Here is a 25,904-nt window from a genome sequence, read left to right as displayed (position 1 = left end):
TTTTACAGGGTGCATTTACGCCTATGAAGCCTTCTATCGTTGCCAAACTGGAAGCCCTGCATGAACGCCATGAAGAAGTTCAGGCGCTGCTCGGTGATGCGGGTACTATCGCAGACCAGGATCGCTTTCGTGCGCTGTCGCGCGAATATGCGCAATTAAGCGATGTATCTCGCTGTTTTACGGACTGGCAACAGGTTCAGGAAGATATCGAGACGGCTCAGATGATGCTCGACGATCCTGAAATGCGTGAAATGGCGCAGGATGAACTGCGCGAAGCAAAAGAGAAATGTGAGCAGCTGGAACAGCATCTGCAGGTCCTGCTATTACCTAAAGATCCCGATGACGAACGTAACGCCTTCCTCGAAGTGCGCGCGGGAACCGGTGGTGATGAAGCGGCGCTGTTTGCCGGCGATCTGTTCCGCATGTACAGCCGCTACGCTGAATCGCGTCGCTGGCGGGTTGAGATCATGAGCGCCAGCGAAGGCGAGCATGGCGGGTTTAAAGAAGTCATTGCCAAGATTAGCGGCGAAGGCGTTTACGGGCGACTGAAGTTTGAGTCTGGCGGCCATCGCGTGCAGCGCGTACCTGCGACGGAATCGCAGGGGCGTATTCATACCTCTGCCTGTACGGTCGCGGTTATGCCGGAACTGCCGGATGCCGAACTGCCGGACATCAACCCGGCCGATCTGCGTATTGACACCTTCCGTTCATCAGGCGCGGGCGGTCAGCACGTTAACACCACCGACTCCGCAATCCGTATTACCCACTTACCGACCGGTATCGTAGTGGAATGCCAGGACGAACGTTCACAGCATAAAAACAAAGCCAAAGCGATGTCGGTGCTGGGGGCGCGAATTCGTGCCGCCGAAGTGGCAAGACGTCAACAGGCGGAAGCCTCTGAACGTCGTAACCTGTTGGGCAGTGGCGATCGCAGCGATCGTAACCGTACCTATAACTTCCCGCAGGGTCGTGTGACCGATCACCGCATTAACCTGACGCTCTACCGTCTGGATGAAGCGATGGAAGGCAAACTGGATATGCTCATTGAGCCGATTGTCCAGGAATACCAGGCCGACCAACTGGCGGCGTTGTCCGAGCAGGATTAATGGATTATCAGCACTGGCTGCGTGAAGCAATTAGCCAATTACAGGCAAGCGAAAGCCCGCGCCGTGACGCCGAGATTTTACTCGAGTTTGTTACTGGCAAAGGGCGCACCTTTATTCTGGCTTTCGGCGAAACGGAGTTAACCGAGGCGCAGCGTCAACAGCTTGATACGTTACTGGAGCGGCGTCAGCGGGGAGAGCCGGTGGCGCACTTAACCGGCGTGCGTGAGTTCTGGTCGCTGCCGCTATTTGTGTCTCCAGCCACGCTTATTCCGCGTCCGGATACCGAGTGTCTGGTGGAGCAGGCGCTGGCTCGCCTGCCGGCCTCAGCGTGTCGTATTCTTGATTTAGGAACCGGCACGGGTGCCATTGCGCTGGCGCTGGCAACCGAGCGTCCGGATTGTGCAGTGACTGCTGTAGACCGCATGCCTGATGCCGTGGCACTGGCTATTCGCAACAAGCAGCAACTGGGCATCGACAATGTTTGCGTGCTGCAAAGCAACTGGTTCAGCGCATTGCAGGGACAGCAGTTTGACATGATTGTCAGCAATCCGCCGTATATCGACGAGCAGGATCCGCACCTGGCACAAGGCGACGTTCGCTTTGAACCGCTGTCGGCACTGGTGGCGAGCGATCAGGGGCTGGCGGATATCGTGCATATCATTGACCAGTCTCAGCGCGTATTAACGCCCGGCGGCTATCTGTTGTTGGAACATGGTTGGCAACAGGGCGAGGCCGTCCGTGACGCTTTTACTCGTGCAGGTTACCTGGCGGTTGAAACCTGTCGTGACTATGGCGGCAACGAGCGAATTACGCTTGGACGCATCCCATCATGAGTACCTTCGGTGTGTTACTCAACGTCCATCTCATCAGCATTGCGCTTTCGGTTGGTTTGCTGACGCTGCGATTTTGGTGGCGTTACACCGACTCGCGCCTTGCCTGCGCGCGCTGGACGCGCATCGTGCCGCCGGTTGTCGATACCGTTTTATTACTCAGCGGCGTAGCGTTAATGGTTAAAGCGCACGTCCTGCCATTCACTGAGCACGGGACATGGCTGACTGAAAAGCTGTTTGGGGTTATCATTTACATCGTTTTGGGTTTTATTGCGCTCGATTATCGTCGGGCGCGCAGTCAGCAGGCGCGATTAATCGCTTTTCCGCTGGCGCTGGTGGTGCTGTACATCATCATTAAACTCGCCACCACAAAAATACCGTTACTGGGGTAAGCATGAGGTCGTTAGCTGATTTCGAATTTAATAAAGCGCCATTGTGTGATGGGATGATCCTGGCGTCGGAGTCTATCCGTCTGGATTTTCCAACACAAACTGTCTATGACGAACTGGAACGTCTGGTCAGTCTGGCGCAAGAAGAAATTAGCCAGCTCCTGTCTCAGGATGAGCAACTGGAAAAACTGCTGGCACTTTTTTACGGCGAATGGGGGTTTACGGATACCCACGGCGTCTATCGTCTTTCTGATGCACTATGGCTTGATCAGGTACTGAAAAATCGTCAGGGCAGTGCCGTATCCCTGGGCGCGATCTTATTGTGGATTGCCAACCGACTGGAACTGCCGCTGGTGCCGGTGATTTTCCCGACACAACTCATCCTGCGTATTGAATCGCTCGATGGCGAAATGTGGCTAATCAATCCGTTCAATGGCGAAACGTTAAATGAGCACACGCTGGAAGTGTGGCTGAAGGGGAATATCAGCCCGGTCGCGGAGCTGTTTAACGAAGACCTGGATGAGGCGGATAATGCAGAAGTAATTCGAAAGCTGCTCGATACGCTGAAATCATCGCTGATGGAAGAGCGACAAATGGAGCTGGCGCTGCGTGCCAGCGAAGCACTATTACAGTTTAATCCTGAAGATCCGTATGAAATACGCGATCGTGGATTAATTTACGCGCAACTGGAGTGTGAACATGTTGCGCTGACCGATTTAAGTTATTTCGTTGAACAGTGTCCGGAAGACCCGATCAGCGAAATGATTCGTGCGCAGATTAATACTATTTCGCACAAGCAAATTGTATTGCATTGATTAATGACACTTTACCTACCGTTTAAGGCGATCCTATGAAACAAAAAGTGGTTAGCATTGGCGACATCAACGTGGCAAATGACCTGCCGTTCGTGCTGTTTGGCGGAATGAACGTGCTGGAATCCCGCGATCTGGCGATGCGCATTTGTGAGCACTACGTAACCGTTACTCAAAAGCTGGGTATCCCTTACGTGTTCAAAGCCTCCTTTGATAAAGCCAACCGTTCTTCCATCCACTCTTACCGTGGACCGGGCCTTGAAGAAGGGATGAAAATCTTCCAGGAACTGAAGCAGACTTTTGGCGTAAAAGTGATCACCGACGTTCACGAAGCCTGCCAGGCTCAGCCTGTTGCTGACGTGGTGGATGTGATTCAGCTGCCGGCCTTCCTCGCTCGTCAGACCGATCTGGTGGAAGCGATGGCGAAAACCGGTGCCGTTATCAACGTGAAAAAACCGCAGTTCGTAAGCCCGGGCCAGATGGGCAATATCGTGGATAAATTCCATGAAGGCGGCAACGACAAAGTAATTCTGTGCGACCGTGGCGCGAACTTTGGTTATGACAACCTGGTTGTGGATATGCTGGGCTTCAGCGTGATGAAGAAAGTTTCTGGCAACTCGCCGGTGATTTTTGATGTTACCCATGCGCTGCAATGCCGTGACCCGTTTGGCGCAGCAAGCGGCGGTCGTCGTGCGCAGGTTACCGAACTGGCGCGCGCAGGTATGGCGGTAGGTCTGGCCGGTCTGTTTATTGAAGCGCATCCGGATCCAGCCAATGCGAAATGCGATGGTCCATCCGCGCTGCCGCTGGCGAAACTGGAACAGTTCCTGACCCAGATTAAAGCGATTGATGACCTGGTAAAAAGCTTCGACGAGCTGGATACCGAGAACTAAGAAAGTATTGCAGTCCGGAGAGATATCTCTTCGGACTGCTGTTTAAGAAAAGTGTTAAGGGTGGCCGTCAGGCGCCAAACGCACCGTCAATTGTATGCATTGCCCCCGTCACAAACCCAGCCTCAGGGCCTGCAAGCCAGGCAACCATTCCCGCAACTTCCTCTGGACGGCCATGTCGTTTTAGCGCCATAAAACTGTGCATCACCTCTTTCAGTGGGCCATCTTCCGGGTTGGCATCGGTATCAATAGGACCCGGTTGAACCACGTTTACCGTAATACTGCGCGGGCCAAAATCACGTGCCAGCCCCCGGGCCAGCCCTTGCAGCGCTGATTTGCTCACTGCATAAGAGGCCAGGCCAGCAAGAGGCATACGGTCGCCATTCACAGAACCAATAATGATAATGCGTCCGCCGTCAGGCATCTGTCGTGCCGCTTCCACGGCCGCATAGTATGGGGAGTGAATGTTAATTCGGAACAGGCGCTCAACGTCATCCGGATCCTGCTCCAGCGCATCACCAAACAGAATAATGCCTGCATTAACTACCAGCACGTCCAGCGGGCCGCTTTCGCGTACCCGGTTGATGACGGCGTTACGATCGGCGCTATCGGTTTGCGCTGTCTGGGTACCCGTCTCATCAGCAAGCGCTTTGGCAGCGTCAGGGGAGCCTGAATAGGTAAAGGTAACCGATGCGCCATCCGCGGCAAAACGGCGCACGATAGCCGCGCCAATCCCACGACTGCCGCCAAGAACCAGAACTGACTTGCCGTTAAAAGAAGACATGAGGTACTCCTTGAACAATTATGTAGTGATCGATATATAATAGGTGCACAGTTTTCTGTCAATGGATTTGTAATGAGCACTACAAAATGCACTCGTGCACCTGGACGCCCACGTAATTTTGATCCAGAAATGGCCGTTGCCAAAGTACAACCCTTGTTTCACGCACATGGCTATGACGCAGTTAGCGTGGCGGATGTCACCGCGGCGTTGTCGATCAAGCCCCCCAGTTTCTATGCTGCTTTTGGGAACAAAATCGGTCTTTATAAACGTGTTCTTGACCGCTACGTACAAACTGAGGCAATCCCTTTTGATGACATTCTGCGTCCCGACAAACCGGTTTCTGAATGTCTTACCGATCTGCTTGAAGAGGCGGCGCGACGTTATGCCGCAGATCCGCATGCGCCGGGATGTTTGGTCCTGGAGGGCACGCACAGTAACGATCCGCAGGCGAGGAAGGTCGCGTGGAATTTCTACTCGGCTGCCGAATATAAAATTCACGACTTTATCGCACAGCGGCATCCTAAAGAGGCTGACAGCCTGACTGATTACGTCAGTACCACAATGCTTGGCCTGTCGGGAAAAGCGCGTTGCGGGCATTCGTTCGAACGTCTGCTAGCCAGCGCGCGAATCGCCAGCGTAGCGGTGCGGCATCAGCTTTCCAGATGATCATCACATGATAAGGTAGATAAATATGATGGGGAAAATGGGAACTTAATCAGGCGGGGCCTCATTTCAACCCGCATCAGAGCAGGAGGTTATCGTTGTAGGTGGTACTGATGCGACGCGGATTGGCGTTGCAGGAGTATGGCATGCCATTGAATATCATGTAACAGCTAAAGCGCTCGACGGCACGGTACGCCATAATGCGCGCCAGTTAAGCCGAGAAGATGCGTTAAAAATGTATACTCTAAATGCCGCCTGGATAGCTTTTGCAGAACAGCAGAGGGTAGTTTGCGGGTAGGTAAGCTCGCCGATTTTGCGGTGCTTAATCAGGATATTATGGCTATTCCGGCAGATAAATTGCACCAAACGGAGTCGTTATTAATGTTTGTCGATGGCCAACAGGTTTATCCGGAGCAGTGAGCGGTAAAAGAAAACGGCCCTGCGAAGGGCCGTGGGTTCTACCAGAAAAACTAATCAGGCAAATATCGTCATCAGATAGGCGATAAACAGCGCCAGATGCGCCGCACCGTTAAGCACGTTGGTGCGTCCGGTGGAGAAAGAGATGTGGCACAGTACCAGTGATGAAACCATCACAATCATCTCTGGCGCGCCCAGCGCAAAGACCAAATCATTCCCGGTTGCCCATGCGATCAGGGTCACTACCGGAACGGTCAGTGAAATGGTGGCTAATACTGAACCGAAGAACAAATTCATCGCCCGCTGTACCTGGTTGCTCAGAACCGCTTTCAGCGCACCCAGACCTTCAGGGGAGAGGATCAGCAATGCGACCAGGAAACCGGTAAATGCCACTGGGGCATTCAGTTCAGTCAGCAATGTCTCCAGCGGGCTGGCGTTCATTTTGGTCACGGCAATAACAGCGATCAGATGAATGATAAGCCAGGCGGCATGCCACATATTGCTGTGGGCTGACGGTTTACCGTGATGCGGATCGTCGTCGTCACCCTCGTCTTCATGCTCATAAATGAACAGGCTCTGATGCGTTTTAGTTTGTATCAGCAAAAATACGCCGTACATCGCCGCAGAAATTAATGCCACTAATAGCGCCTGCGCGGTAGTGAAATTTGCACCCGGTAAAGCCATCGGGAACACCAGTACAATAATGGCCAGCGGAAACAGGGCGATTAAATACTGCTTAATACCAAACAGATTCATATACTGAGTGGCAAATTTACGGCCACCTAACAGTAATGAAAAACCGACCAGGCCGCCGGTTACGATCATAATGATTGAATATAGCGTATCGCGCATGAGCGTAGGCGCTGCATCGCCGGTCGCCATTAATGCGGAGATTAAGCTGACTTCAAGAATAACAACGGACAGGCTGAGGATCAGCGACCCGTAGGGTTCGCCAAGTCGATGTGCTAATACATCCGCATGACGGACAACGCTGAATGCGCTGCTTAATATACCAATAAGGGCCAGCGCATTAATACCGATGACCACTGGTAGTGACTGACTGCTCCCCCAGAAGAACAGTACTACCAGCGCCAAAATCGGGAAGACGAGAGAGGTCTCCTTGTGGCGGGTTTTTACCGCCTCATGTACGTGTGTCATTGAACTAATTCTCCATCTCTGCAGGTATTTATAATTATAAAAGTATTAAAGAATGTAAAAAATAACAGAACTTTCGGTATTTCCGATCTGATTTTACGTAATTTTACGGCATGGACCATTTTTTGCATCCGAGCGAATGAAATTGCATATCTTGTTTAGAGAATATTTAAATAACAATACATTAGATTTTAGCATCCACAAAAATTGATGATCGTACTGATACAAATGATAGTGCAGGACGTACCACCACGAGAGGATATAAAGTGCCGTTGACACTTTGTTCCCTTGCAAGCGAGCGGTGAATTGCCTATTGTCCAGCTATTGGTTTCAAAATGAGCAGTAAAAAAGCCCGGAAGGCGTCAAAAAAGTTGTCGCAGGGAAGCAGCAGTGGCGGAGGTGTAAGGTGTTAACGCGTGATTTTTTATTGAATGCCGACTGTAAGACGGCATTTGGTGCTATTGAAGAATCACTACTCTGGTCAGCGGAACAACGTGCAGCCTCACTGGCTGCCACGCTCGCTTGCCGACCAGATGATGGACCGGTGTGGATCTTCGGTTATGGATCATTGATGTGGAACCCGGCCTTAGAATTTGAAGAGTCTTGTACCGGGACGTTAGTCGGCTGGCACCGTGCCTTTTGCCTGCGTCTGACGGCGGGGCGAGGAACGGCGTGTCAGCCAGGACGTATGCTGGCCCTGAAAGAAGGCGGACGCACCACCGGTGTGGCCTACCGTTTGCCGGACGCGTCCCTGGAACAAGAGCTTTCACTGCTGTGGAAGCGAGAAATGATCACCGGCTGTTATCTGCCGACCTGGTGTCAGTTGGCGCTTGATGACGGTAGGACGGTGAACGCACTGGTCTTTATTATGGATCCGCGTCATCCGCTGTTTGAGTCAGACACGCGCGCGCAGGTGATTGCGCCGCTTATCGCCACGGCGAGCGGACCTTTAGGCACCAACGCCCAGTATCTGTTCTCACTGGAACAAGAGCTGGTCAAGTTGGGGATGCAGGATGATTGTCTTAACGATCTGGTGATCACGGTCAAACGATTGTTGGGAGAGAATCTGCCGGAAGGTGTTATGCGTCCAGGGTTTGCCTGAATCCAGCCAGGAACTGAATGCCCGAAAGCCAGGCGCTTTTCGGGCAATTAACGCTTAGGCTGCAATATAACTTATTGAATGCTCGAGCGACTGGCTATGGCTGTCGATCAGCACATTCCATACGCCGGTATACGGTACGGTTAACCATGCGTTATCACGATCCTGCACGCTTAAAATGTCGGACTGCGTGTCTTTGACGTGATTTTTCTCGCTCATCAGATGGATGTGACAGCGCTCGGAACAGCGCACAACCACCGTATCGCCACCAAATAACTTTAAACTCGCCTTCACTAATGCCATTTTTCACCCCGTTCTTGAAAACAACGTACTTTCTGTCGAAAGTGCTGCGTGATGTTGTTCACATTTCACTCATTGCATAACACCAAAGGGGGAGCAACAGGATGCTGATTTTGATCAAAAAATGGCATAACGATTAAACAAAAGTGACAAAATCCCTCAAAAGGGTTGAAAGGGCGTGCTAACGTTCAACGAAACCGCGCCCATCTACGATTAAATCCGGAAATTATCGACACTTTCAGTGAGCTTGCCTGAAGCGGTGTATCAGAAGGTCAGCACTTTATCTGCAGCCAGCGTCCATTGAGCCAGTTCTACCAGCGTGCCGACGGCTACTCCGTCAATTAACGGCAGCGTCGTGATCCCACGGCCATCGGTGCAGGTTTTGCACAGTTTGACCGGCACATTTTGCGCCGTCAGGATCTCCAGCATTTGCTGAATATTGTATCCTTCTGCAGGTTTCTGACCTCGTAATCCCGCGGTTACCGCGTCCGACATTAAAAACAGACGCAGGTCGAGATCCGCTTCCTGTTCGCGCAGGGCGATGGCCAGACGCAGGCTGTTAAATAACGATTCGCTTCCATAGGCCGCACCGTTCGCGACGATCACTATCTTTTGCATTTTTACTCCTGTTGTCAGGGGGGCATGGATATTGCTTGTCCTCAGGGATAACCCGTTATCGGTGAGGGCAGAGATGATGACAAATGCACAAAATTTCGGCGCGACGCAATGGTTTCGCCATGCCCGCCAGCTTGAGAACACCCAGCTTCGCCAACTGGCACAGTCCGGTAAGTTGGTGATGCGCATTAGCCATCTGGTGCATATGCTACAGTGCGAACGCGGTGCATCCAATATCTGGTTGTGTTCTCAAGGTACGCTTTATGATCGGGAGGTCCGTGCCAGTCGGGCGCTGGTGGATGAAGAGTGTCGGCAACTGCATATCCTTTTCCAGCACATTATGCCGGTGGCGGGCAGCGCGTTGTGCCACCGTATTGCTGGCACCGTCTGGTGCCTCGATCAGCTAACGACGCTGCGTGAGTCTGTCAGCGGGCAGACTATCGATGCACAGCAGGCGATGGAGCAGTACAGCCGGACGTTACGCCATCTGCTGGGTATTGTGCCGCAGCTTAACGACAGCATTGATTATCCCCATGTCGCAGGTGGGCTGGTGGCGCTGTACAGTTTTATGCAGGGTAAAGAGCTGGTAGGACAAGAGCGGGCGTTAGGGGCCATTGGCTTTACCCAGGGCGAATTTAACCCTCAAATGCGCCAGGAACTGGTGGACAGAATAGACGGGCAGCAGCCGTGCTTTGATACCTTTATCTCCCTGGCTTCGCCTGTACTGGTGCAGCATTTTCGTCAGCAATGCGAGGCATCGGGCGCCATCGAACAACTGCGACGCCAGGCCTGTACGCGACAACCCCAACTCGATAACGGTGAACGCGCGCTACGCTGGTTTACCCTGCAAACGCAGCGGCTTGAACAATTACGCCATCTCGAAGAGATGTTGATTACCGAATTGCTGAATGTCGTGGCGCGTCGGCTGGCGGAAGAAACCTACGCTTTGCCGCTCGACAACTGGCTTGACGACCGTGCTGACGAACCCCTCTCGCTGCGCCGGGATAAACAATTATTGCGGGTTGTTCGCCAGCAGGCTCGCCAGCTGGAGCAAATGAGCGCCCAACTTGCCTCATTGCAGGACGCCTTAGAGGAGCGCAAGGTGATTGATAAAGCAAAAAGCATCCTGATGAATCACCAGCAGGTCAGCGAAGAACAGGCGTGGCAGCTATTGCGAAAAATGGCGATGGATAAAAACCAACGGATGGTCGATATCGCCCGGGCATTGCTTACCGTTAAATCCCTGATGCAGGGATAGCGACTGCACAACAGGCGGGCAGTGTCTGCCATATTTGGGTGCACCGCGGCGTCTGGTACGCGTCGAACCCGCTAATACCGCCAGTGTAATTCTGGCATCTGAATTGCATTCACTCATACAGACAATTTAGCAGCAGGCCAACGGCGGTCTGACTGTTTTGAGGATAAAGGCGTCCCGCAATGCTTAGGCATTGTTGGACGCCTTTTTTTATGGGGAGCATGTATGGGTGACAGAACAGTTTCGTTAACGCGGCGGCGGTTTTTACAGGCAAGTGCCGTGATGGGGGCCAGCTCGCTGATTCCAGGACTGATGTCTTCGGTCTGGGCGGCAGGGTCTGATGCGCCGGAGATGACTACCGTTCGGGTCGGTTTTATTCCGCTAACCGACAGCGCGCCGCTGGTTATCGCCACGTTGAAAGGTTTTGATAAAAAATACGGCATTACGCTGGTGCCGACCAAAGAGGCCAGTTGGGCTGCAGTGCGTGACAAACTGGTCTCTGGAGAGCTGGATGCGGCTCATGTTCTGTACGGCCTGTTGTATGGCCTGGAACTGGGTATTGCCAGTAAAGCGCAGCCCATGGCCAATCTGATGACGCTCAATCAGAACGGTCAAGCGATCACGCTCTCCGCAACGCTGCTGGAGCAGGGCATTACCGATGCGTCTGCGCTGAAGAAACGGATCGTCTCGCAGGCGCCCGGAACCTATACCTTCGCGCACACCTTTCCCACAGGCACACATGCCATGTGGCTCTATTACTGGCTGGCCAGCGCTGACATCAATCCTTTCACCGATGTTCGCACCGTTGTGGTACCGCCTCCGCAAATGGTGATGAACATGCGCATTGGCAATATGAGTGGCTTCTGCGTCGGCGAGCCGTGGAATGCGCGGGCGATCAACGACCGCATTGGTTTTACCGCGGCGACGTCCCAGGATATCTGGCCCGACCATCCGGAAAAAGTACTCGGTACGCGCCGGGAGTGGGTAGAAAAATATCCACATACTGCCCGGGCACTGGTTAGCGCGCTGCTTGAGGCATCGCGCTGGATAGACGCCAGTGAAGCCAATAAACGCGAAACAGCACAAATTCTGGCGCGCCGGGCCTGGCTCAATACCAAAGAAAGCTATCTGACGGCGAGAATGCTGGGCGAGTACGACAACGGTGCCGGTCGTCGCTGGCAGGATCCGCATGCCATCCGCTTTTTTCGCGACGGCGAGGTGAGTTTCCCCTGGCATTCCGATGGCATGTGGTTTCTGACCCAGTTCTGCCGTTGGGGATTGTTGAAGCAGCAACCGGATTATGCAGCCATTGCCGCGCGCATCAACCGGACCGACATCTGGCGCGATGCGGCAGCGGCGGTTGGTGGGATAACACCTCCTGCGAAATTGCTACGAACCAGTACGCTGATGGACGGTTCCGTATGGGATGGCCGCAATCCAGAAGCCTATGCCAACAGTTTTACCCTCCACCGTACAGGAGCCTGAGATGAAACAAAATACGCAGCTTAAATCCCCTGAGCCGGCAGTTGGTGAAGTCATAACGCTATCAACGATGAAGGTCAGAAAGCGCAAAATGCCGTGGTCATTATGGTTAAACGCATGGCTCAGGCGAGCCGTACCCGCTCTGCTGGGGATTGCCTTGCTGGTGGTGTGCTGGCAACTTGCCGCCATCAACAGCAAAGGATTTCCGACGCCGCTGAGCACCCTGGATTCAGCCCTGACGTTGTTTGCCGATCCGTTCTATAACGGCGGGCCGAATGATATGGGTATCGGCTGGAACGTGCTGGCGTCGTTGCAACGGGTCGCGATCGGTTTCGGATTAGCGGCGCTGGTGGGGATTCCGCTGGGCTTTCTGATTGGGCGTTTCACCTTCTTTTCGCACATGTTTTCGCCGCTGATTGCGCTGTTGCGCCCGGTCAGTCCGCTGGCCTGGCTGCCGATTGGACTGCTGTTGTTTCAAAAAGCGGAACCCGCATCGAGCTGGACCATCTTTATCTGCTCTATATGGCCGATGGTGATCAACACCGCCGAAGGGGTGCGGAGAATCCCTGACGATTACCTCAACGTAGCTCGCGTATTGCAACTCTCTGAGTGGACGGTGATGCGGCGGATACTTTTCCCCGCCGTGCTTCCGGCGATCCTCACTGGCGTACGCCTGTCGATTGGCATCGCCTGGTTGGTGATTGTGGCAGCAGAAATGCTCACCGGCGGGTTAGGGATTGGTTTTTGGATCTGGAATGAGTGGAACAACCTTAACGTCGAAAACATTCTCATCGCTATCGTCATCATCGGCGTTGTCGGTCTGCTGCTTGAGCAGGGGCTAATGCTGGTGGCACGTCGTTATAGCTGGCAGGAAAAATAAGGAGACAACATGAAACCCATTATTCAGGTCCAGGCGGTCAGCCAACGTTTTTCGACCGCCAGCGGTGAGTTCCTCGCGCTACACAATGTCTCTTTTGATATCCATGAAGGGGAGACAGTGAGTTTGATTGGTCACTCCGGTTGCGGAAAGTCGACGCTTTTGAATCTGATTGCCGGCATTACGTTACCAACTGAAGGTGGCCTGATTTGCGATAACCGCGAAATCGCCGGGCCGGGGCCTGAGCGGGCGGTCGTTTTCCAAAATCATTCGCTGCTGCCGTGGCTGACCTGTTTCGACAACGTAGCCCTGGCCGTCGATCAGGTATTTCGCCACACCATGAGTAAAGCCGAGCGACGTGAGTGGATCGAACACAACCTGCACCGCGTCCAGATGGGGCACGCGATGCACAAACACCCCGGTGAAGTCTCTGGTGGGATGAAGCAACGCGTGGGTATTGCCCGGGCACTGGCGATGAAACCCAAAGTCCTGCTTATGGATGAACCGTTTGGCGCACTGGATGCGCTTACCAGGGCACATTTGCAGGATACGGTGATGCACATCCAGCAGTCGCTGAATACCACCATTGTGCTGATCACTCACGACGTTGATGAAGCGGTGCTACTTTCCGACCGGGTTCTGATGATGACCAACGGGCCAGCGGCGACGGTGGGCGAGATCTTGACGGTTGATTTACCGCGCCCACGCAATCGGGTCCAGCTTGCCGATGACAGCCGATACCACCACCTGCGACAACGCATTCTCCATTTTCTATATGAGAAACAGCCGAAGGCGGCGTAAGGAGGGGAAGATGACGCGACTGGTCATTGTGGGTCATGGCATGGCGGCAACTCGTCTGATTGAGGCGCTTGTTATGTACAAAAACGGCGGCATTTCCGTCACCGTTATTGGTGAAGAGCCGCAGCTTGCCTACAACCGGATCCAACTTTCACCGGTGCTGGGGGGAGAAAAGCCCTTTGCGCAAACTTTGCTTCATCCGGCGCAGTGGTATCTCGATCACGGCGTGACGGTTCTGAGCGATGAAGCTGTGTTGGCCGTTGATGCCACCAGCCGCAGCCTGACCACCACAAAACGGCTTTTGTTCTGGGATGAGCTGGTATTTTCCACCGGATCGTATCCGTTTATTCCGCCCATTCCAGGCGTCCAACAACCGCATGTTCATGCTTTTCGCACGATGCAGGATGTCGAGGCGATTCTCCAGCAGTCTGGGCCAAAGGTGGTGCTGGGTGGTGGCGTTCTCGGCGTGGAGGCCGCGGCAGCCTTACGTCTTCACGGTGACGATGTCACGTTGATTCATCGCGCGGGAAGGTTGATGGAACAACAGCTTGATCAACAGGCCAGCGATCTGCTGCAGGCGCAACTAACAGGACGTGGTATTCGCTGCGAGCTTAGTTCTGGGCTCGTCAGTATCGAAGCCGACTGCGTAACGTTGCTGGATGGCCAGCGTATTGCGGCGGATGGCGTGGTGATTGCCACGGGGGTTAAACCCAATATCTCCCTGGCGCAGGAGTGCGGTGCTGTTTGTCAGCAGGGGATTGTGGTGGATGAACAGCTTCGCACCTCAATGCCCGGCATTAGCGCCGTCGGGGAATGCTGCGAGATTAACGGCCAGACGTGGGGACTGGTTGCGCCGTGCCTGAAACAGGCTGAGGTGTTGGCTGCGCGACTAGCGGGTTTTATCGGTGCCGGATTTGGTTGGCAGGCGAGTGGAACGCGCCTCAAGGTGACGGGAATTGATCTGTTTAGTGCAGGCGTAACGGACACGACGGCGACGGATGCCACCCTGAGCACATACGATCCGCTCAGCGGGCACTATCGCCGCTTGCTGACGCGTGATGGAAAACTCCATGGTGTGCTGCTGATGGGCGATTGCCATAGCGCAGCGCCATTAACCGATTTGCTGGCCCAGGGGGCGACAGCACACTCCGACTGGCTCTTCGACCGCTTTGATACGCAGCCATCGGCTGCAGGACAGATGACGATGACAAAACCGACACTGGCTGTTGTGGGACACGGTATGGTTGGCCACCATTTTCTTGAGCAATGCGTTAGCCGTAATCTGCATTTGCATTATCACATTGTGGTGTTTGGCGAAGAACGTTATGCCGCCTATGACCGGGTGCATCTGTCAGAGTATTTCGCCGGGCGCAGCGCGCAATCACTTTCGCTTGTCGCTGATGATTTCTTTGCCCGTAATGGCATAGAGCTACGTTTGGGGCAATGCGTGACCGAGATCGATCGTGAGATGCACGTCATCCGCAACGCCGACGGACATGAAACCCACTGGGATTCGCTGGTACTTGCCACCGGATCGTATCCATTTGTCCCCCCTGTGAAAGGTGGGGACTCACCCGCCTGCTTTGTTTATCGTACGTTGGACGATTTAGATGCCATTGCAGCGAAAGCGAAAAGTGCGCGCCGCGGGGTGGTGATCGGCGGTGGCCTGCTTGGTCTGGAGGCTGCGAACGCGCTGCGTCAGCTTGGTCTGGAAACGCATGTTGTTGAGTTTGCCGCTAATCTGATGGCGGTGCAGCTGGATAACGCCGGTGCCGCGATGTTACGAGAAAAGATAGAGGCGCTTGGCGTTGGCGTCCACACCGCAAAATCAACCACGGAAATTGAAAGTACCACTGACGGACTGGTACTGCACTTTGCCGACGGCGAAAAGCTGGAAACCGAAATGGTGGTTTTTTCTGCGGGTATTCGTCCGCAGGATGCGCTGGCGCGTCGCAGCGGTTTAGATATTGGCGAACGCGGTGGGATTTGTATCGATAGCCACTGTCGCACGTCAGATGACGCCATTTTTGCAATCGGCGAATGTGCGCTGTGGGAAGGGCGAGTCTTTGGCCTTGTCGCGCCGGGATATCAAATGGCGCGGGTAGTCGCCGCACAGCTGGCCGGAGAAGATGTCAGCTTTAGCGGGGCGGATATGAGCACCAAGCTCAAGCTGCTGGGCGTTGATGTTGCTTCTTTTGGCGATGCGCATGCCCGTACGCCGGGCGCGAAAAGCTATCAATGGACGCATGGTCCTGAGCAGATCTACAAAAAGATCGTCGTCAGCGCAGAGGGCAAAACGCTGTTGGGCGGAGTGCTGGTTGGCGATGCTGGCGATTACGCCACGCTATTGCAAATGATGTTGAATGGGATGCCGCTTCCTGGTCAGCCGGAATCGCTGATCCTGCCCGCGCTGGCGGGCGGTGCGCCAAAAGCGCTTGGGGTTGCGGCATTGCCCGATACAGCGCAAATCTGCTCTTGTCATAACGTCAGTAAGGCCGATATATGCAGGGCGGTAAGTGCTGGTGCGACGGACATTGGCGCCATCAAACAGTGCACTAAAGCAGCGACCGGTTGTGGCGGATGCAGCGCGCTGGTGCAACAAGTGATGGAGCACCAACTTGCGGCCCAGGGCGTTGAGGTCAAAAAGGATATCTGTGAACATTTTCCCTGGTCGCGCCAGGAGATTTATCACCTTGTACGGGTGAACCATATCCATACTTTCGAACAGTTGATTAGCCGTTACGGCCATGGTCACGGCTGCGAAATCTGTAAACCTCTGGTGGGGTCAGTGCTGGCGTCCTGCTGGAATGAGTATCTGCTTAAACCTGCGCACTTACCGCTGCAGGACACGAACGATCGCTATTTTGCCAATATTCAAAAAGACGGTTCCTATTCTGTGGTCCCGCGTATGCCTGCGGGAGAGGTTACACCGGACGGCCTGATCGCCATAGGACAGATTGCGAAACGTTACCAGCTGTACAGCAAAATCACCGGCGGGCAACGGGTGGATCTTTTCGGCGCGCGTCTGGAACAGTTACCTGATATCTGGCGCGAACTGGTGGCTGCGGGGTTTGAAACAGGGCATGCGTACGGGAAGTCGTTGCGAACGGTGAAGTCTTGCGTTGGCTCGACCTGGTGTCGCTACGGCGTACAGGATTCAACGGCAATGGCGGTGATGCTTGAAAATCGCTACAAAGGGTTGCGTGCACCACACAAAATTAAAATGGCGGTGTCCGGTTGTACCCGGGAGTGCGCCGAGGCACAGAGCAAGGATGTGGGCGTCATTGCGACGGATAAAGGCTGGAATCTCTATCTGTGCGGCAATGGAGGAATGAAACCACGCCATGCCGATTTGTTTGCCAGTGATTTAGATGATACCGCGCTGATGCGCACTATCGACCGTTTCCTGATGTTCTACATTCGCACCGCGGATCGTCTGCAACGTACCAGCACCTGGATGGATAACCTGGAAGGGGGCATTGCGTATTTGCGTGAAGTGATCCTCGACGACAGTTTAGGGATTGCCAGTGAACTGGAACAAGAGATGGCGCGGGTTGTGGAAAGCTACCAGTGCGAATGGCAAACCACGCTCAGTAGCCCGCAGCGTCTGGCGCTGTTTCGTTCATATATCAATAGTGATGAGGCGGATGAGACGGTTGCCCGCGCGCCTTTACGCGGGCAACCGCAGTTGGCTAAACCTGCATCCAGGGGCCGTGAGTCATTACCGACAAAACCCTGGCAGGAGATATGCACCCTTGATGCAATCCCTGAGCAGGCGGGTATTGGCGCACGTCTGGGAGATGTGCAAATTGCATTATTCCGCTTTGGGCAGACGATTTATGCCCTTGATAACCTTGAACCCGGTAGCGCTGCGCAGGTGTTATCGCGCGGTATTCTGGGGGATGTGCAGGGTGAGCCGATTGTTATCTCGCCGCTGTATAAACAACGTATTCGTCTGCGCGATGGCCGCCAGTATGACAGCGGAGAACAGGCGGTACGCGCCTGGCCGGTGAAAGTGGAGGCGGGCAAAGTGTGGGTGGGAACTCAGGCGCTGATCCTGCGGGCGGAGGCATCATGAGTGAGACTCGTACAACGTGCCCGTACTGTGGCGTTGGCTGCGGCGTGATTGCGCAGGTAGACAATAATGGCGTCACCGTCAGAGGTGACCCCGAACATCCGGCAAACTTTGGCCGCTTATGCGTCAAAGGCGCGGCGCTGGCTGAAACCACAGGACTTAGCGGCAGGTTGTTGCAACCGATGGTGGATGGCGAAACGGCGAGTTGGTCGCAGGTGCTGGACACCGCCGGTGAACGTCTGCGCGCTATCATCGCTCAGCATGGCCCGCATGCCGTAGCCTTTTATGCCTCCGGGCAACTGCTGACGGAGGATTACTATGCGGCGAATAAGCTGATGAAAGGCTTCATTGGCGCGGCCAATATTGATACCAATTCGCGGCTTTGTATGTCGTCTGCGGTGACCGGATACAAGCGGGCGCTAGGAGCGGATGTCGTGCCCTGCAGTTATGAGGACATCGAATGCAGTGATTTGGTGGTATTGGTGGGATCGAATGCAGCATGGACGCATCCGGTGCTGTATCAGCGTCTGGTGCAGGCGCGTAATGCTAATCCGTCGATGAAAGTCGTGGTTATCGATCCTCGCTGCACCGCAACCTGTGATATCGCCGATCTGCATCTTTCCCTGCTGCCCGGTAGCGATGCTGGGCTGTTTGTTGGCTTACTGAACAGGATTGTGGCTGAGGGTAATGCGCAAAGTGAATTTGATGACGCTGCAGAAACGTTTGCTATTGCGCGCGACTGGAGCCTCGCGCGTGTGGCGCAGTTTTGCGGGCTGGATGTTGCCGATATTGTCACCTTCTATGACTGGTTTATGCGCGCGCCAACAGCCATCACGCTATACACCATGGGCATTAACCAGTCTGCCAGCGGTAGCGATAAGTGTAATGCGATTATTAACGTGCATTTGGCCAGCGGTAAGTTTGGTCGACAGGGGTGCGGCCCATTTTCGCTGACCGGGCAACCCAATGCGATGGGCGGCCGGGAAGTTGGCGGGTTGGCGACGCAGCTGGCGGCGCATATGAATTTTGAACCCCAGGATCTTGCCCGCCTGTCCCGCTTCTGGGGCACTGAAAGGTTGGCGCAGACGCCTGGTTTGATGGCCGTAGATTTGTTTGAAGCGATCGGTAAAGGCGACGTTAAAGCGGTATGGATCATGGGGACAAACCCGGCGGTGTCATTACCGGACAGCCATGCCGTGTGCCAGGCGTTGGCAGCCTGTCCACTGGTGATTGTCTCTGAAGTCGTGGCAGACACAGACACCAGCCGCTACGCGCATATTCGGTTTCCGGCTCAGGCCTGGGGCGAAAAAAACGGTACGGTGACGAACTCAGAACGACGGATCTCGCGCCAGCGCGCATTTTTACCAGCGCCGGGTGAGACGAGGGCGGATTGGTGGATCGTCGCGCAAATAGCGAAACAGTTGGGTTTTGCCCATGCGTTTGGCTGGCAAAGCGCATGGGAGGTATTTTGTGAACATGCGGCGCTTTCCGGTTATGAAAACAGGGGGGAACGTGCATTTGATATCGGCGCGTTAGCGGAGCTGACGCATCAACAGTGGGATGAGATGACGCCGGTTCGCTGGCCAGTGAGTACCGGCTCATCAACGCTAAATTTTTGGCAGGGGTGGCGTGGTAACCAACGTTTACGCCTGGTATCTGTTACGCCACAGGGGATGAAAACTGCCTGTGATGCCCTCTATCCATTGGTGCTAAATAGTGGTCGCATTCGCGATCAGTGGCACACTATGACGCGGACGGGGACGATTTCACGCCTGATGCAGCACATCAATGAACCGCTGGTAGAAATTGCACCAGAGGATGCCTATCGCTTAAAGCTGAATGAAGGTGCGCTATGCCGGGTTAACTCCCCGCGCGGCGTAATGGTTGGTAGGGTGACCATTCACCGTGGGCAGCGGCCAGGGAACGTCTTCACTTCAATGCATTGGAATAATCATTTTGCCCGTCAAGGACGGGTAAATGCATTGGTGGCGCCGATTTGTGACCCTGACTCTGGACAGCCGGAAAGCAAACAGACAGCGGTGCGCATTATGGCATGGCAGCCCCGGTGGCAGGGAGAGCTGTTTTGTCGCTCCGCGCTGACGTTACCGGGGTTCGTTCACTGGTGGCGCAAAAGTGCTGACAATGCCGTGCGTTATACGCTGGCGGGCGACAGCGATATTTCTGCGTGGCTGCAACAATATTGTGTGACGCAAGGCTGGCAACTTCAGCAGGCGAAATGGGAGCAGGGACTGAATCTGTTGGCCTGGCATGAAGGAAAGCTGATGCTTGGGCTCTGGTCAGCGGCAACGCTGCCGCAGATTGATGATGCGGCGATCCTCTGCGCATTCATGCAAACGCCGGAAAACGCTCAGACTCGTCATGCCCTGTTGGGCGGGAAACCCGGTGGTATTACGGCTGATAAGGGCGCGACTATTTGTAGTTGTTACAGCGTAGGAGAAAAGGCCATTACCCAGGCTATCGCTAACGGTTGTGATACGGTTCAGGCATTGGGAAAAGCGTTACGTTGCGGGAGTAATTGCGGCTCGTGTATTCCGGAACTGAAGACATTACTGGCACAAAAAATTACACTCAATGATTAAGGATATTCCTGAAAATTTGAGAAAAAGCTGCAAAGGGGACGTCGGACAGGTAGGATTTACGCTGTGGTCCCCAAATTCAATGATATAAAAGCCAGTAACGATTTGAGCCGTTTTGTTTGCTGCAGATTTTCTCTTCTCCTACTCTTGCCATTGGCAGGCGGTATTGCCAGCGCACGGACATCTTTTATTTACCAGGCCGAAAACCCTTTCGATAACAATAGTGATGGTTTACCCGATCTCGGTCTGGCGCCGGAGTCGCGGGCAGGCGAAAAGCACTTTGCTGAAATGGTCAAAGCGTTTGGTGAAGCCAGCATGACCGATAACGGGCTTGATACGGGTGAACAGGCGAAGCAGTTCGCATTTGGTCAGGTGCGTGACACGGTCAGCGAACAGGTTAATCAGCAACTGGAATCCTGGCTCTCTCCCTGGGGAAACGCCAGCGTTGGATTGCAGGTGGATAACGAAGGCAGCTTTACCGGAAGTCGGGGAAGCTGGTTTATCCCATGGCAGGACAATCCACGTTATCTTACCTGGAGCCAGTTGGGGCTGACGCAACAGGACGAAGGTTTAGTCAGCAATGCGGGGATTGGGCAGCGCTGGGTACGCGACGGCTGGTTTCTGGGTTACAACACCTTTTATGACAACCTGTTGGATGAAAATCTGCCCCGGGGAGGCCTTGGCGCTGAGGCGTGGGGCGAATACTTGCGCTTATCCGCTAACTATTACCAACCGTTGTCCTCCTGGCAGGAGCGTTCCGCAACCCAGGAACAACGGATGGCCCGCGGCTACGACCTGACTGCGCAAATGCGCATGCCGTTCTATCAACACCTCAATACCAGCGTCAGCGTGGAACAGTATTTTGGCGACCGGGTGGATCTGTTTCATTCCGGAACCGGGTACCACAATCCTGTGGCGGTGAATCTGGGATTGAGCTATACGCCGGTGCCGTTGATTACCGTGACGGCACAACATAAGCAGGGCGAAAGCGGAATCAGCCAGAATAACCTCGGCTTAACGCTGAATTACCGATTTGGCGTACCGCTAAAAAAACAACTGATGGTCAGCGAGGTGGCAAACAGCCGATCGCTGCGCGGCAGTCGTTATGACGATCCGCAGCGTAACAATCTGCCGACGCTGGAATATCGTCAGCGTAAAACATTGTCGGTATTTTTGGCCACGCCGCCCTGGGATCTCAAGTCTGGTGAGTCGGTGGCGCTGAAGCTGCAGGTGCGTAGTTTGCATGGGATCCGCCATTTAACCTGGCAGGGTGATACCCAGGCGTTGAGTTTAACGGCGGGTAGCGATAACCGAAGCGTGCAAGGTTGGACGATTATTATGCCGAAGTGGGACAGCAGCGAAGGCGCGACAAACCGCTGGCGGTTGTCTGTGGTGGTAGAAGATGAGCAGGGTCAGCGTGTCTCTTCCAATGAGATCACGCTATCACTGACCGAACCGTTTATTACCGTTTCGGAAAATGATCCTCGTTAGCAATGAAGCATCAACGCGTTATCAGAAAATGCGTTCCTGATGTACCCATACCGCGGCTTCGACGCGTGATTTGAGCTTCATTTTCTTCAACATATGCTTCACATGGACTTTTACCGTACTTTCAGTGATGTCCAGACGACGGGCGATCATCTTGTTCGGCAGCCCCTGGGCAATGAGCTTGAGAATGTCGCGCTCACGCGGTGTCAGTTGGGTGACATCACGGTCCGACGTTGCACGATTAGCACGCAGGCTGGCGGCCAGAACCGGTGTTAAGGCTTCACTCAGCACCATTTCACCGGCCGCTGACTGCTGTAAGGCTTTGAGTAAATCTTCAGGCTCCATATCTTTCAGCAGATAACCGTCAGCGCCGCGTTTCAGTGCAGTAACTACGTCTTCTTCATGATTGGATACGCTAAACACAACGATACGGCCCGACAGTGACTTTTCACGCAGCTTATCGAGAGTTTCCAGGCCGTTCATGCCGGGCATGTTGAGATCAAGCAGGATCAGATCGGGATCAAGGGATTCAGCCAGCTCGATACCCTGCTCACCATTGCTGGCTTCGCCGACAACGGTAATATCGGGCGCCATGCTGACAAGCTGTTTTACACCGGTTCGCAGCATCGGATGATCGTCGATCAACAGGATGGTTGCCGGTTCCAGATTACTCATGGGTATCTCCTTGGACTTCTGTGAAGTTTGTTTCGGGAATAAAAGTGACAGCAACTTCAGTACCGCCCGTCTCGCGACGGCGTACGCGGCAATCGCCGCGCAAGCTCTGCGCACGGTCGCGCATTATAATCATGCCGTAGTGGTTACTGCGTTCGGCGTTTTCCGGTACGCCGCAGCCGTTATCTTGCACTGTTAGTTTGACCTGCTTGCCATTTTGCACCACCGTCACGACCACTTCATTGGCCTGAGAGTGTTTAAGTGCATTACTCAGGGCTTCGCGCGCAATTTGTAGCAGGTGAATCGCCTGATGCGAAGGGACCAGGCGTGGCGGTAGCTGATAATCCAGCTTAACCGTAAATCCAAAACGGGCGCTGTACTCCTGACAGCTGGCTTCCAGCGCCGGCCGTAATCCAGGTTCTGTGAGCTGTAAACGGAAGGTGGTTAACAGCTCACGCAGTTGTGCCCACGAAGCATTCAGCTCGTTACGAATCTGGCTGAGCAACTCGCGACAGTTATCTGAAAGCGCATCGCCCTGCATCTGCAAACAGCTAACCTGCATCTTCATACAAGAGAGCGATTGTGCAATAGAATCATGAAGTTCGCGTGCAATGGTGGCACGCTCTTCCATCACGATCAACTGCTGCTGACGCTCCTGATGTCTGTCGAGCGCGAGCGTTGCGGTCAGTTGCTCAATCAGGGTATCAACCAGTTGCTGCTGATCGTGGCTGAGATGGCGTCCGTTCGGCAAGGTGGCGAGCAGAATACCATACTGGGTATGCGCGTCGGTCAGCCGCCATTTCAATGTGATTCCGCCGTCAATCGCGGGCAGCGTTCCGCGAGGACAAAGATGGCAACCTTTCTCATCACAGCTGGCATTGGACTGACAGGTAAATTCCTGATGATTGTCTTCATCTTCCAGGTCGTAAACCCGGAGTTCAATATCATGCAGCAAGGTCAAATTTTGCAGACCATTCAGTACCGGAGAGAGGCGTTCGCACAACGGCACCTGAGAGTGCAGGCGGCGGTTGGCTTGCCACAGAAAAGAAAGGATCTGATTTTTGTGCTCCAGACCCGCCGTTTTCTCCTGTACCCGCTGTTCCAGCACGGCGTAACTTTCGGCCAGTTCTTCCGACATATTATTCAGTGCCGAGCCCAGAGCGGCCATCTCATTACGCCCGCTGATACGCGCGCGTTGGGTAAAATCACGTTGGCTGACGGCTCGCGCCATCGCCAGCAGCTGTTTCCACGGCTCTAACAGGCGCACGCGCAGCCAGATAATGGTGAAAACCAACAGCAATGCCATAAATATGGCCATCAGGCGATGCAGCAGGACGACGCGTTCAATGCGTAATTCAGTGGTATGGTCAAAGGCGGTAACCAGCTTATCCAGACCGCCTACAAAGCGCGTCACATCCTGCGCTACCGCATCAGGCGTTTGCGCATGCGCAAGCCCCGGCGCCAGTTCAGTGTGCCAGTAATCCTGTAGTGCTTTTAACTGCGCCTGTTGTCCGTCTCGCTTTGCGGCACGCGTCAACTCCGGGCTAAACGCCGTTTTCTCCATTTCATCCAGAAGCGGTTGATCGCTAGCGTCCAGCGGTACGGCTGCCAGCAGGCGATAACTCTGCATGCGCAGCGATCCCGCTTTGTTGATTGCATGGGCGCTACCCTGAACGCCCTGAACCAGCCAGCCGGAGATAGCCATACCCGCCACGCCGATGGCTGTGGACAATAAAACAATCAGCGCCACCTGGTTGACCAGCGTAAGCGGGGAGAGACAACGTTTAAACATGGTGACTTGTTCCTTCGGGTTTTCGTCGAACAGAAAACCTTATTGAATGACGATTCTGCTGCAGGCAGTGGCGTTATTCTCGGCGATACACTGGAGTATACCCATACCTCAAACGGGCTACCTCTTAATTGCCAGTGGAGGGAGAGATCCTGGGCGAGGGGGAGTAGGGGGCGACAGAAGCGTGAAAAACCACATCTTTTTTACCGAAGTTATGTACTCATTTAGGGTAATGATAAATTTTAGGCATGAATAATGACACCTTTTCCTTTGATTTATATCAACTTACCTCCAGCTGTAAACCCTAATGTTGCAGGCATCGAAACAAGTATCAGAGGTGTCTATGAGTCACTCATCTGCCCCGGAAAGGGCATCTGGAGCTGTAATTACCGAATGGCGGCCGGAAGATCCCGCCTTCTGGCAGCAGCGTGGTCAACGAATCGCCAGCCGTAACCTGTGGATCTCCGTCCCTTGCTTGCTGCTGGCGTTTTGCGTGTGGATGTTATTTAGCGCCGTGGCGGTGAACTTACCGAAAGTCGGATTTGATTTCACCACTGAACAGCTGTTCATGCTGACGGCATTACCTTCTGTGTCCGGCGCGCTGCTGCGTGTTCCGTACTCCTTTATGGTTCCCCTGTTTGGTGGACGTCGCTGGACAGCGTTTAGCACCGGTATCCTGATCATTCCTTGCGTATGGTTAGGTTTTGCGGTGCAGGATACTTCCACGCCGTTTAGTACCTTTATTATTATCTCTCTGTTGTGCGGTTTCGCCGGTGCGAACTTTGCGTCCAGCATGGCAAACATCAGTTTCTTCTTTCCAAAACAGAAACAGGGTGGTGCGCTGGGTCTGAACGGTGGCTTGGGCAACATGGGCGTCAGCGTGATGCAGTTGGTTGCGCCGCTGGTGGTTTCACTGTCAATCTTTGCCGCATTTGGTAGCCACGGGGTTGAACAACCGGATGGTACGCAGCTGTATCTGGCAAACGCCGCATGGATTTGGGTACCGTTCCTTGCGGTGTTAACGCTGGCTGCATGGTTTGGTATGAATGAACTGGCAACCTCAAAAGCGTCGCTGAAAGAGCAATTGCCGGTGCTGAAACGTGGGCATCTGTGGATTATGAGCCTGCTGTATCTGGCAACCTTCGGTTCATTCATCGGTTTCTCTGCCGGTTTTGCCATGTTGTCAAAAACGCAGTTTCCTGAGGTACAGATCCTGCATTACGCCTTCTTTGGACCGTTGATTGGCGCGCTGGCTCGTTCAGCGGGCGGCGCAATCTCTGACCGTCTGGGCGGAACCCGTGTAACGCTGGTGAACTTCGTGCTGATGGCAATTTTCAGTGCCTTACTGTTCCTGACGCTGCCATCAAACGGCGTTGGCGGCAACTTTATCGCCTTCTTTGCGGTGTTCCTGGCATTGTTCCTGACGGCTGGTCTGGGGAGTGGTTCAACCTTCCAGATGATCTCCGTTATCTTCCGCAAGCTGACGATGGACAGAGTGAAAGCTGAAGGCGGTTCAGAAGAGAAAGCAATGCGCGAAGCAGCAACAGACACTGCGGCAGCGTTGGGCTTTATCTCAGCCATTGGTGCGATTGGCGGCTTCTTTATCCCGAAAGCATTTGGTACGTCTCTGGCGTTAACCGGTTCGCCGGTCGATGCGATGAAAGTATTTCTGATCTTCTATGTCGCTTGTGTGGTCATCACTTGGGCGGTGTACGGACGTCATTCTAAAAAGTAAAAAAGCTGTATACACAAAATCATTCGAACTGCATCAAGGCGGCAAGTGAGGATTCCCCAGGAGCTTACTGAAGTAT

The 25,904-nt window shown here is 54.0% G+C and carries 21 protein-coding genes and 1 pseudogene; 16 read left to right on the top strand and 6 right to left on the bottom strand.

Going from position 1 to position 25,904, the window contains the following annotated elements:
• Window positions 1-23 precede the first annotated feature (23 nt).
• From prfA to kdsA, 5 genes are read left to right on the top strand one after another with little or no spacing between them, the layout of a single operon-like run.
• Window positions 24-1,106, top strand: a complete 1,083-nt coding sequence (gene prfA, locus OGY06_RS12645) for a peptide chain release factor 1 (protein WP_003020786.1) — start codon at window positions 24-26, stop codon at window positions 1,104-1,106.
• Window positions 1,106-1,939, top strand: a complete 834-nt coding sequence (gene prmC, locus OGY06_RS12640; RefSeq protein WP_003833416.1) for a peptide chain release factor N(5)-glutamine methyltransferase — start codon at window positions 1,106-1,108, stop codon at window positions 1,937-1,939. The genes prfA and prmC overlap by 1 nt, the downstream gene beginning before the upstream one ends.
• Window positions 1,936-2,328, top strand: coding sequence for an invasion regulator SirB2 (gene sirB2 / locus OGY06_RS12635; RefSeq protein WP_003833414.1), 393 nt, complete (start codon window positions 1,936-1,938; stop codon window positions 2,326-2,328). Before prmC ends, sirB2 begins: the two co-directional genes overlap by 4 nt.
• Window positions 2,329-2,330: 2 nt before the next feature.
• Window positions 2,331-3,140: an invasion regulator SirB1 gene (gene sirB1 / locus OGY06_RS12630; RefSeq protein ID WP_003020775.1), complete on the top strand. Its 810-nt coding sequence runs from the start codon at window positions 2,331-2,333 to the stop codon at window positions 3,138-3,140.
• Between the two features lie 35 nt (window positions 3,141-3,175).
• A complete protein-coding gene (kdsA, locus tag OGY06_RS12625) occupies window positions 3,176-4,030 on the top strand; it encodes a 3-deoxy-8-phosphooctulonate synthase (protein ID WP_284962338.1) in 855 nt (284 codons plus the stop codon).
• A 67-nt stretch (window positions 4,031-4,097) separates the two neighbouring features.
• Here the strand turns inward: kdsA and bdcA are convergent, their stop codons facing one another.
• Window positions 4,098-4,811 (bottom strand): SDR family oxidoreductase, encoded by a 714-nt coding sequence (bdcA, locus tag OGY06_RS12620; RefSeq protein WP_003833410.1) that lies wholly within the window; start codon window positions 4,809-4,811, stop codon window positions 4,098-4,100.
• Window positions 4,812-4,883: 72 nt separating this feature from the next.
• On the opposite strand from bdcA, the gene OGY06_RS12615 reads away from it, so the two are divergent.
• A complete protein-coding gene (locus OGY06_RS12615) occupies window positions 4,884-5,477 on the top strand; it encodes a TetR/AcrR family transcriptional regulator (protein ID WP_126957251.1) in 594 nt (197 codons plus the stop codon).
• Window positions 5,478-5,568: 91 nt separating this feature from the next.
• Window positions 5,569-5,894: pseudogene (locus tag OGY06_RS12610) on the top strand (amidohydrolase family protein).
• Window positions 5,895-5,948: 54 nt separating this feature from the next.
• Here the strand turns inward: OGY06_RS12610 and chaA are convergent.
• Complete coding sequence (gene chaA, locus OGY06_RS12605; protein ID WP_003833407.1) at window positions 5,949-7,049, bottom strand: sodium-potassium/proton antiporter ChaA; 1,101 nt, start codon at window positions 7,047-7,049, stop codon at window positions 5,949-5,951.
• Window positions 7,050-7,452: 403 nt separating this feature from the next.
• Here chaA and OGY06_RS12600 point away from each other — a divergent pair, with 403 nt between their 5' ends.
• Complete coding sequence (locus OGY06_RS12600) at window positions 7,453-8,148, top strand: gamma-glutamylcyclotransferase (protein WP_003833406.1); 696 nt, start codon at window positions 7,453-7,455, stop codon at window positions 8,146-8,148.
• Between the two features lie 54 nt (window positions 8,149-8,202).
• Here the strand turns inward: OGY06_RS12600 and OGY06_RS12595 are convergent, their stop codons facing one another.
• Both OGY06_RS12595 and OGY06_RS12590 read right to left on the bottom strand, forming a co-directional pair.
• Window positions 8,203-8,448 carry a DUF1883 domain-containing protein gene (locus OGY06_RS12595; RefSeq protein ID WP_003833405.1) on the bottom strand — a complete coding sequence of 82 codons (246 nt, stop codon included), beginning with the start codon at window positions 8,446-8,448 and terminating at the stop codon, window positions 8,203-8,205.
• A gap of 261 nt (window positions 8,449-8,709) precedes the next feature.
• Window positions 8,710-9,063: a DsrE/DsrF/TusD sulfur relay family protein gene (locus OGY06_RS12590; protein ID WP_003833402.1), complete on the bottom strand. Its 354-nt coding sequence runs from the start codon at window positions 9,061-9,063 to the stop codon at window positions 8,710-8,712.
• Window positions 9,064-9,136: 73 nt separating this feature from the next.
• On the opposite strand from OGY06_RS12590, the gene nasR reads away from it, so the two are divergent.
• From nasR to OGY06_RS12555, 7 genes are all read left to right on the top strand, one after another.
• On the top strand, window positions 9,137-10,318 hold the full coding sequence (gene nasR / locus OGY06_RS12585) for a nitrate regulatory protein NasR (RefSeq protein WP_063940838.1): 1,182 nt from the start codon (window positions 9,137-9,139) through the stop codon (window positions 10,316-10,318).
• 222 nt (window positions 10,319-10,540) lie between these two features.
• A complete protein-coding gene (locus OGY06_RS12580) occupies window positions 10,541-11,800 on the top strand; it encodes a CmpA/NrtA family ABC transporter substrate-binding protein (protein WP_126957245.1) in 1,260 nt (419 codons plus the stop codon).
• Window position 11,801: 1 nt separating this feature from the next.
• The gene (ntrB, locus tag OGY06_RS12575; RefSeq protein ID WP_003833397.1) at window positions 11,802-12,677 is read left to right on the top strand and encodes a nitrate ABC transporter permease; all 876 of its coding nucleotides are present in this window, start codon (window positions 11,802-11,804) and stop codon (window positions 12,675-12,677) included.
• Window positions 12,678-12,686: 9 nt separating this feature from the next.
• Window positions 12,687-13,475: an ABC transporter ATP-binding protein gene (locus tag OGY06_RS12570; RefSeq protein ID WP_003833396.1), complete on the top strand. Its 789-nt coding sequence runs from the start codon at window positions 12,687-12,689 to the stop codon at window positions 13,473-13,475.
• A gap of 10 nt (window positions 13,476-13,485) precedes the next feature.
• Entirely contained in the window at window positions 13,486-17,550 is a 4,065-nt protein-coding gene (gene nirB / locus OGY06_RS12565; RefSeq protein ID WP_286605422.1) for a nitrite reductase large subunit NirB, read from the top strand.
• Window positions 17,547-20,147 carry a nitrate reductase gene (locus OGY06_RS12560; protein WP_126957241.1) on the top strand — a complete coding sequence of 867 codons (2,601 nt, stop codon included), beginning with the start codon at window positions 17,547-17,549 and terminating at the stop codon, window positions 20,145-20,147. The genes nirB and OGY06_RS12560 overlap by 4 nt, the downstream gene beginning before the upstream one ends.
• Window positions 20,148-20,249: 102 nt before the next feature.
• Window positions 20,250-21,635 carry a YchO/YchP family invasin gene (locus OGY06_RS12555; RefSeq protein WP_050542097.1) on the top strand — a complete coding sequence of 462 codons (1,386 nt, stop codon included), beginning with the start codon at window positions 20,250-20,252 and terminating at the stop codon, window positions 21,633-21,635.
• 21 nt (window positions 21,636-21,656) lie between these two features.
• On the opposite strand, the gene narL is transcribed toward OGY06_RS12555, so the two are convergent.
• Together narL and narX are read right to left on the bottom strand one after the other, a co-directional pair.
• Window positions 21,657-22,307 carry a two-component system response regulator NarL gene (gene narL, locus OGY06_RS12550; RefSeq protein WP_003833392.1) on the bottom strand — a complete coding sequence of 217 codons (651 nt, stop codon included), beginning with the start codon at window positions 22,305-22,307 and terminating at the stop codon, window positions 21,657-21,659.
• Entirely contained in the window at window positions 22,300-24,096 is a 1,797-nt protein-coding gene (narX, locus tag OGY06_RS12545; RefSeq protein ID WP_286605421.1) for a nitrate/nitrite two-component system sensor histidine kinase NarX, read from the bottom strand. Before narX ends, narL begins: the two co-directional genes overlap by 8 nt.
• Window positions 24,097-24,436: 340 nt before the next feature.
• Here narX and OGY06_RS12540 point away from each other — a divergent pair, with 340 nt between their 5' ends.
• On the top strand, window positions 24,437-25,828 hold the full coding sequence (locus OGY06_RS12540; RefSeq protein WP_003833390.1) for a NarK family nitrate/nitrite MFS transporter: 1,392 nt from the start codon (window positions 24,437-24,439) through the stop codon (window positions 25,826-25,828).
• Window positions 25,829-25,904: the final 76 nt, after the last annotated feature.

Source organism: Citrobacter sp. Cpo147 (assembly GCF_030332405.1).
Classification (GTDB): domain Bacteria; phylum Pseudomonadota; class Gammaproteobacteria; order Enterobacterales; family Enterobacteriaceae; genus Citrobacter; species Citrobacter portucalensis.
This window is presented reverse-complemented; position numbering and strand designations above follow the sequence as displayed.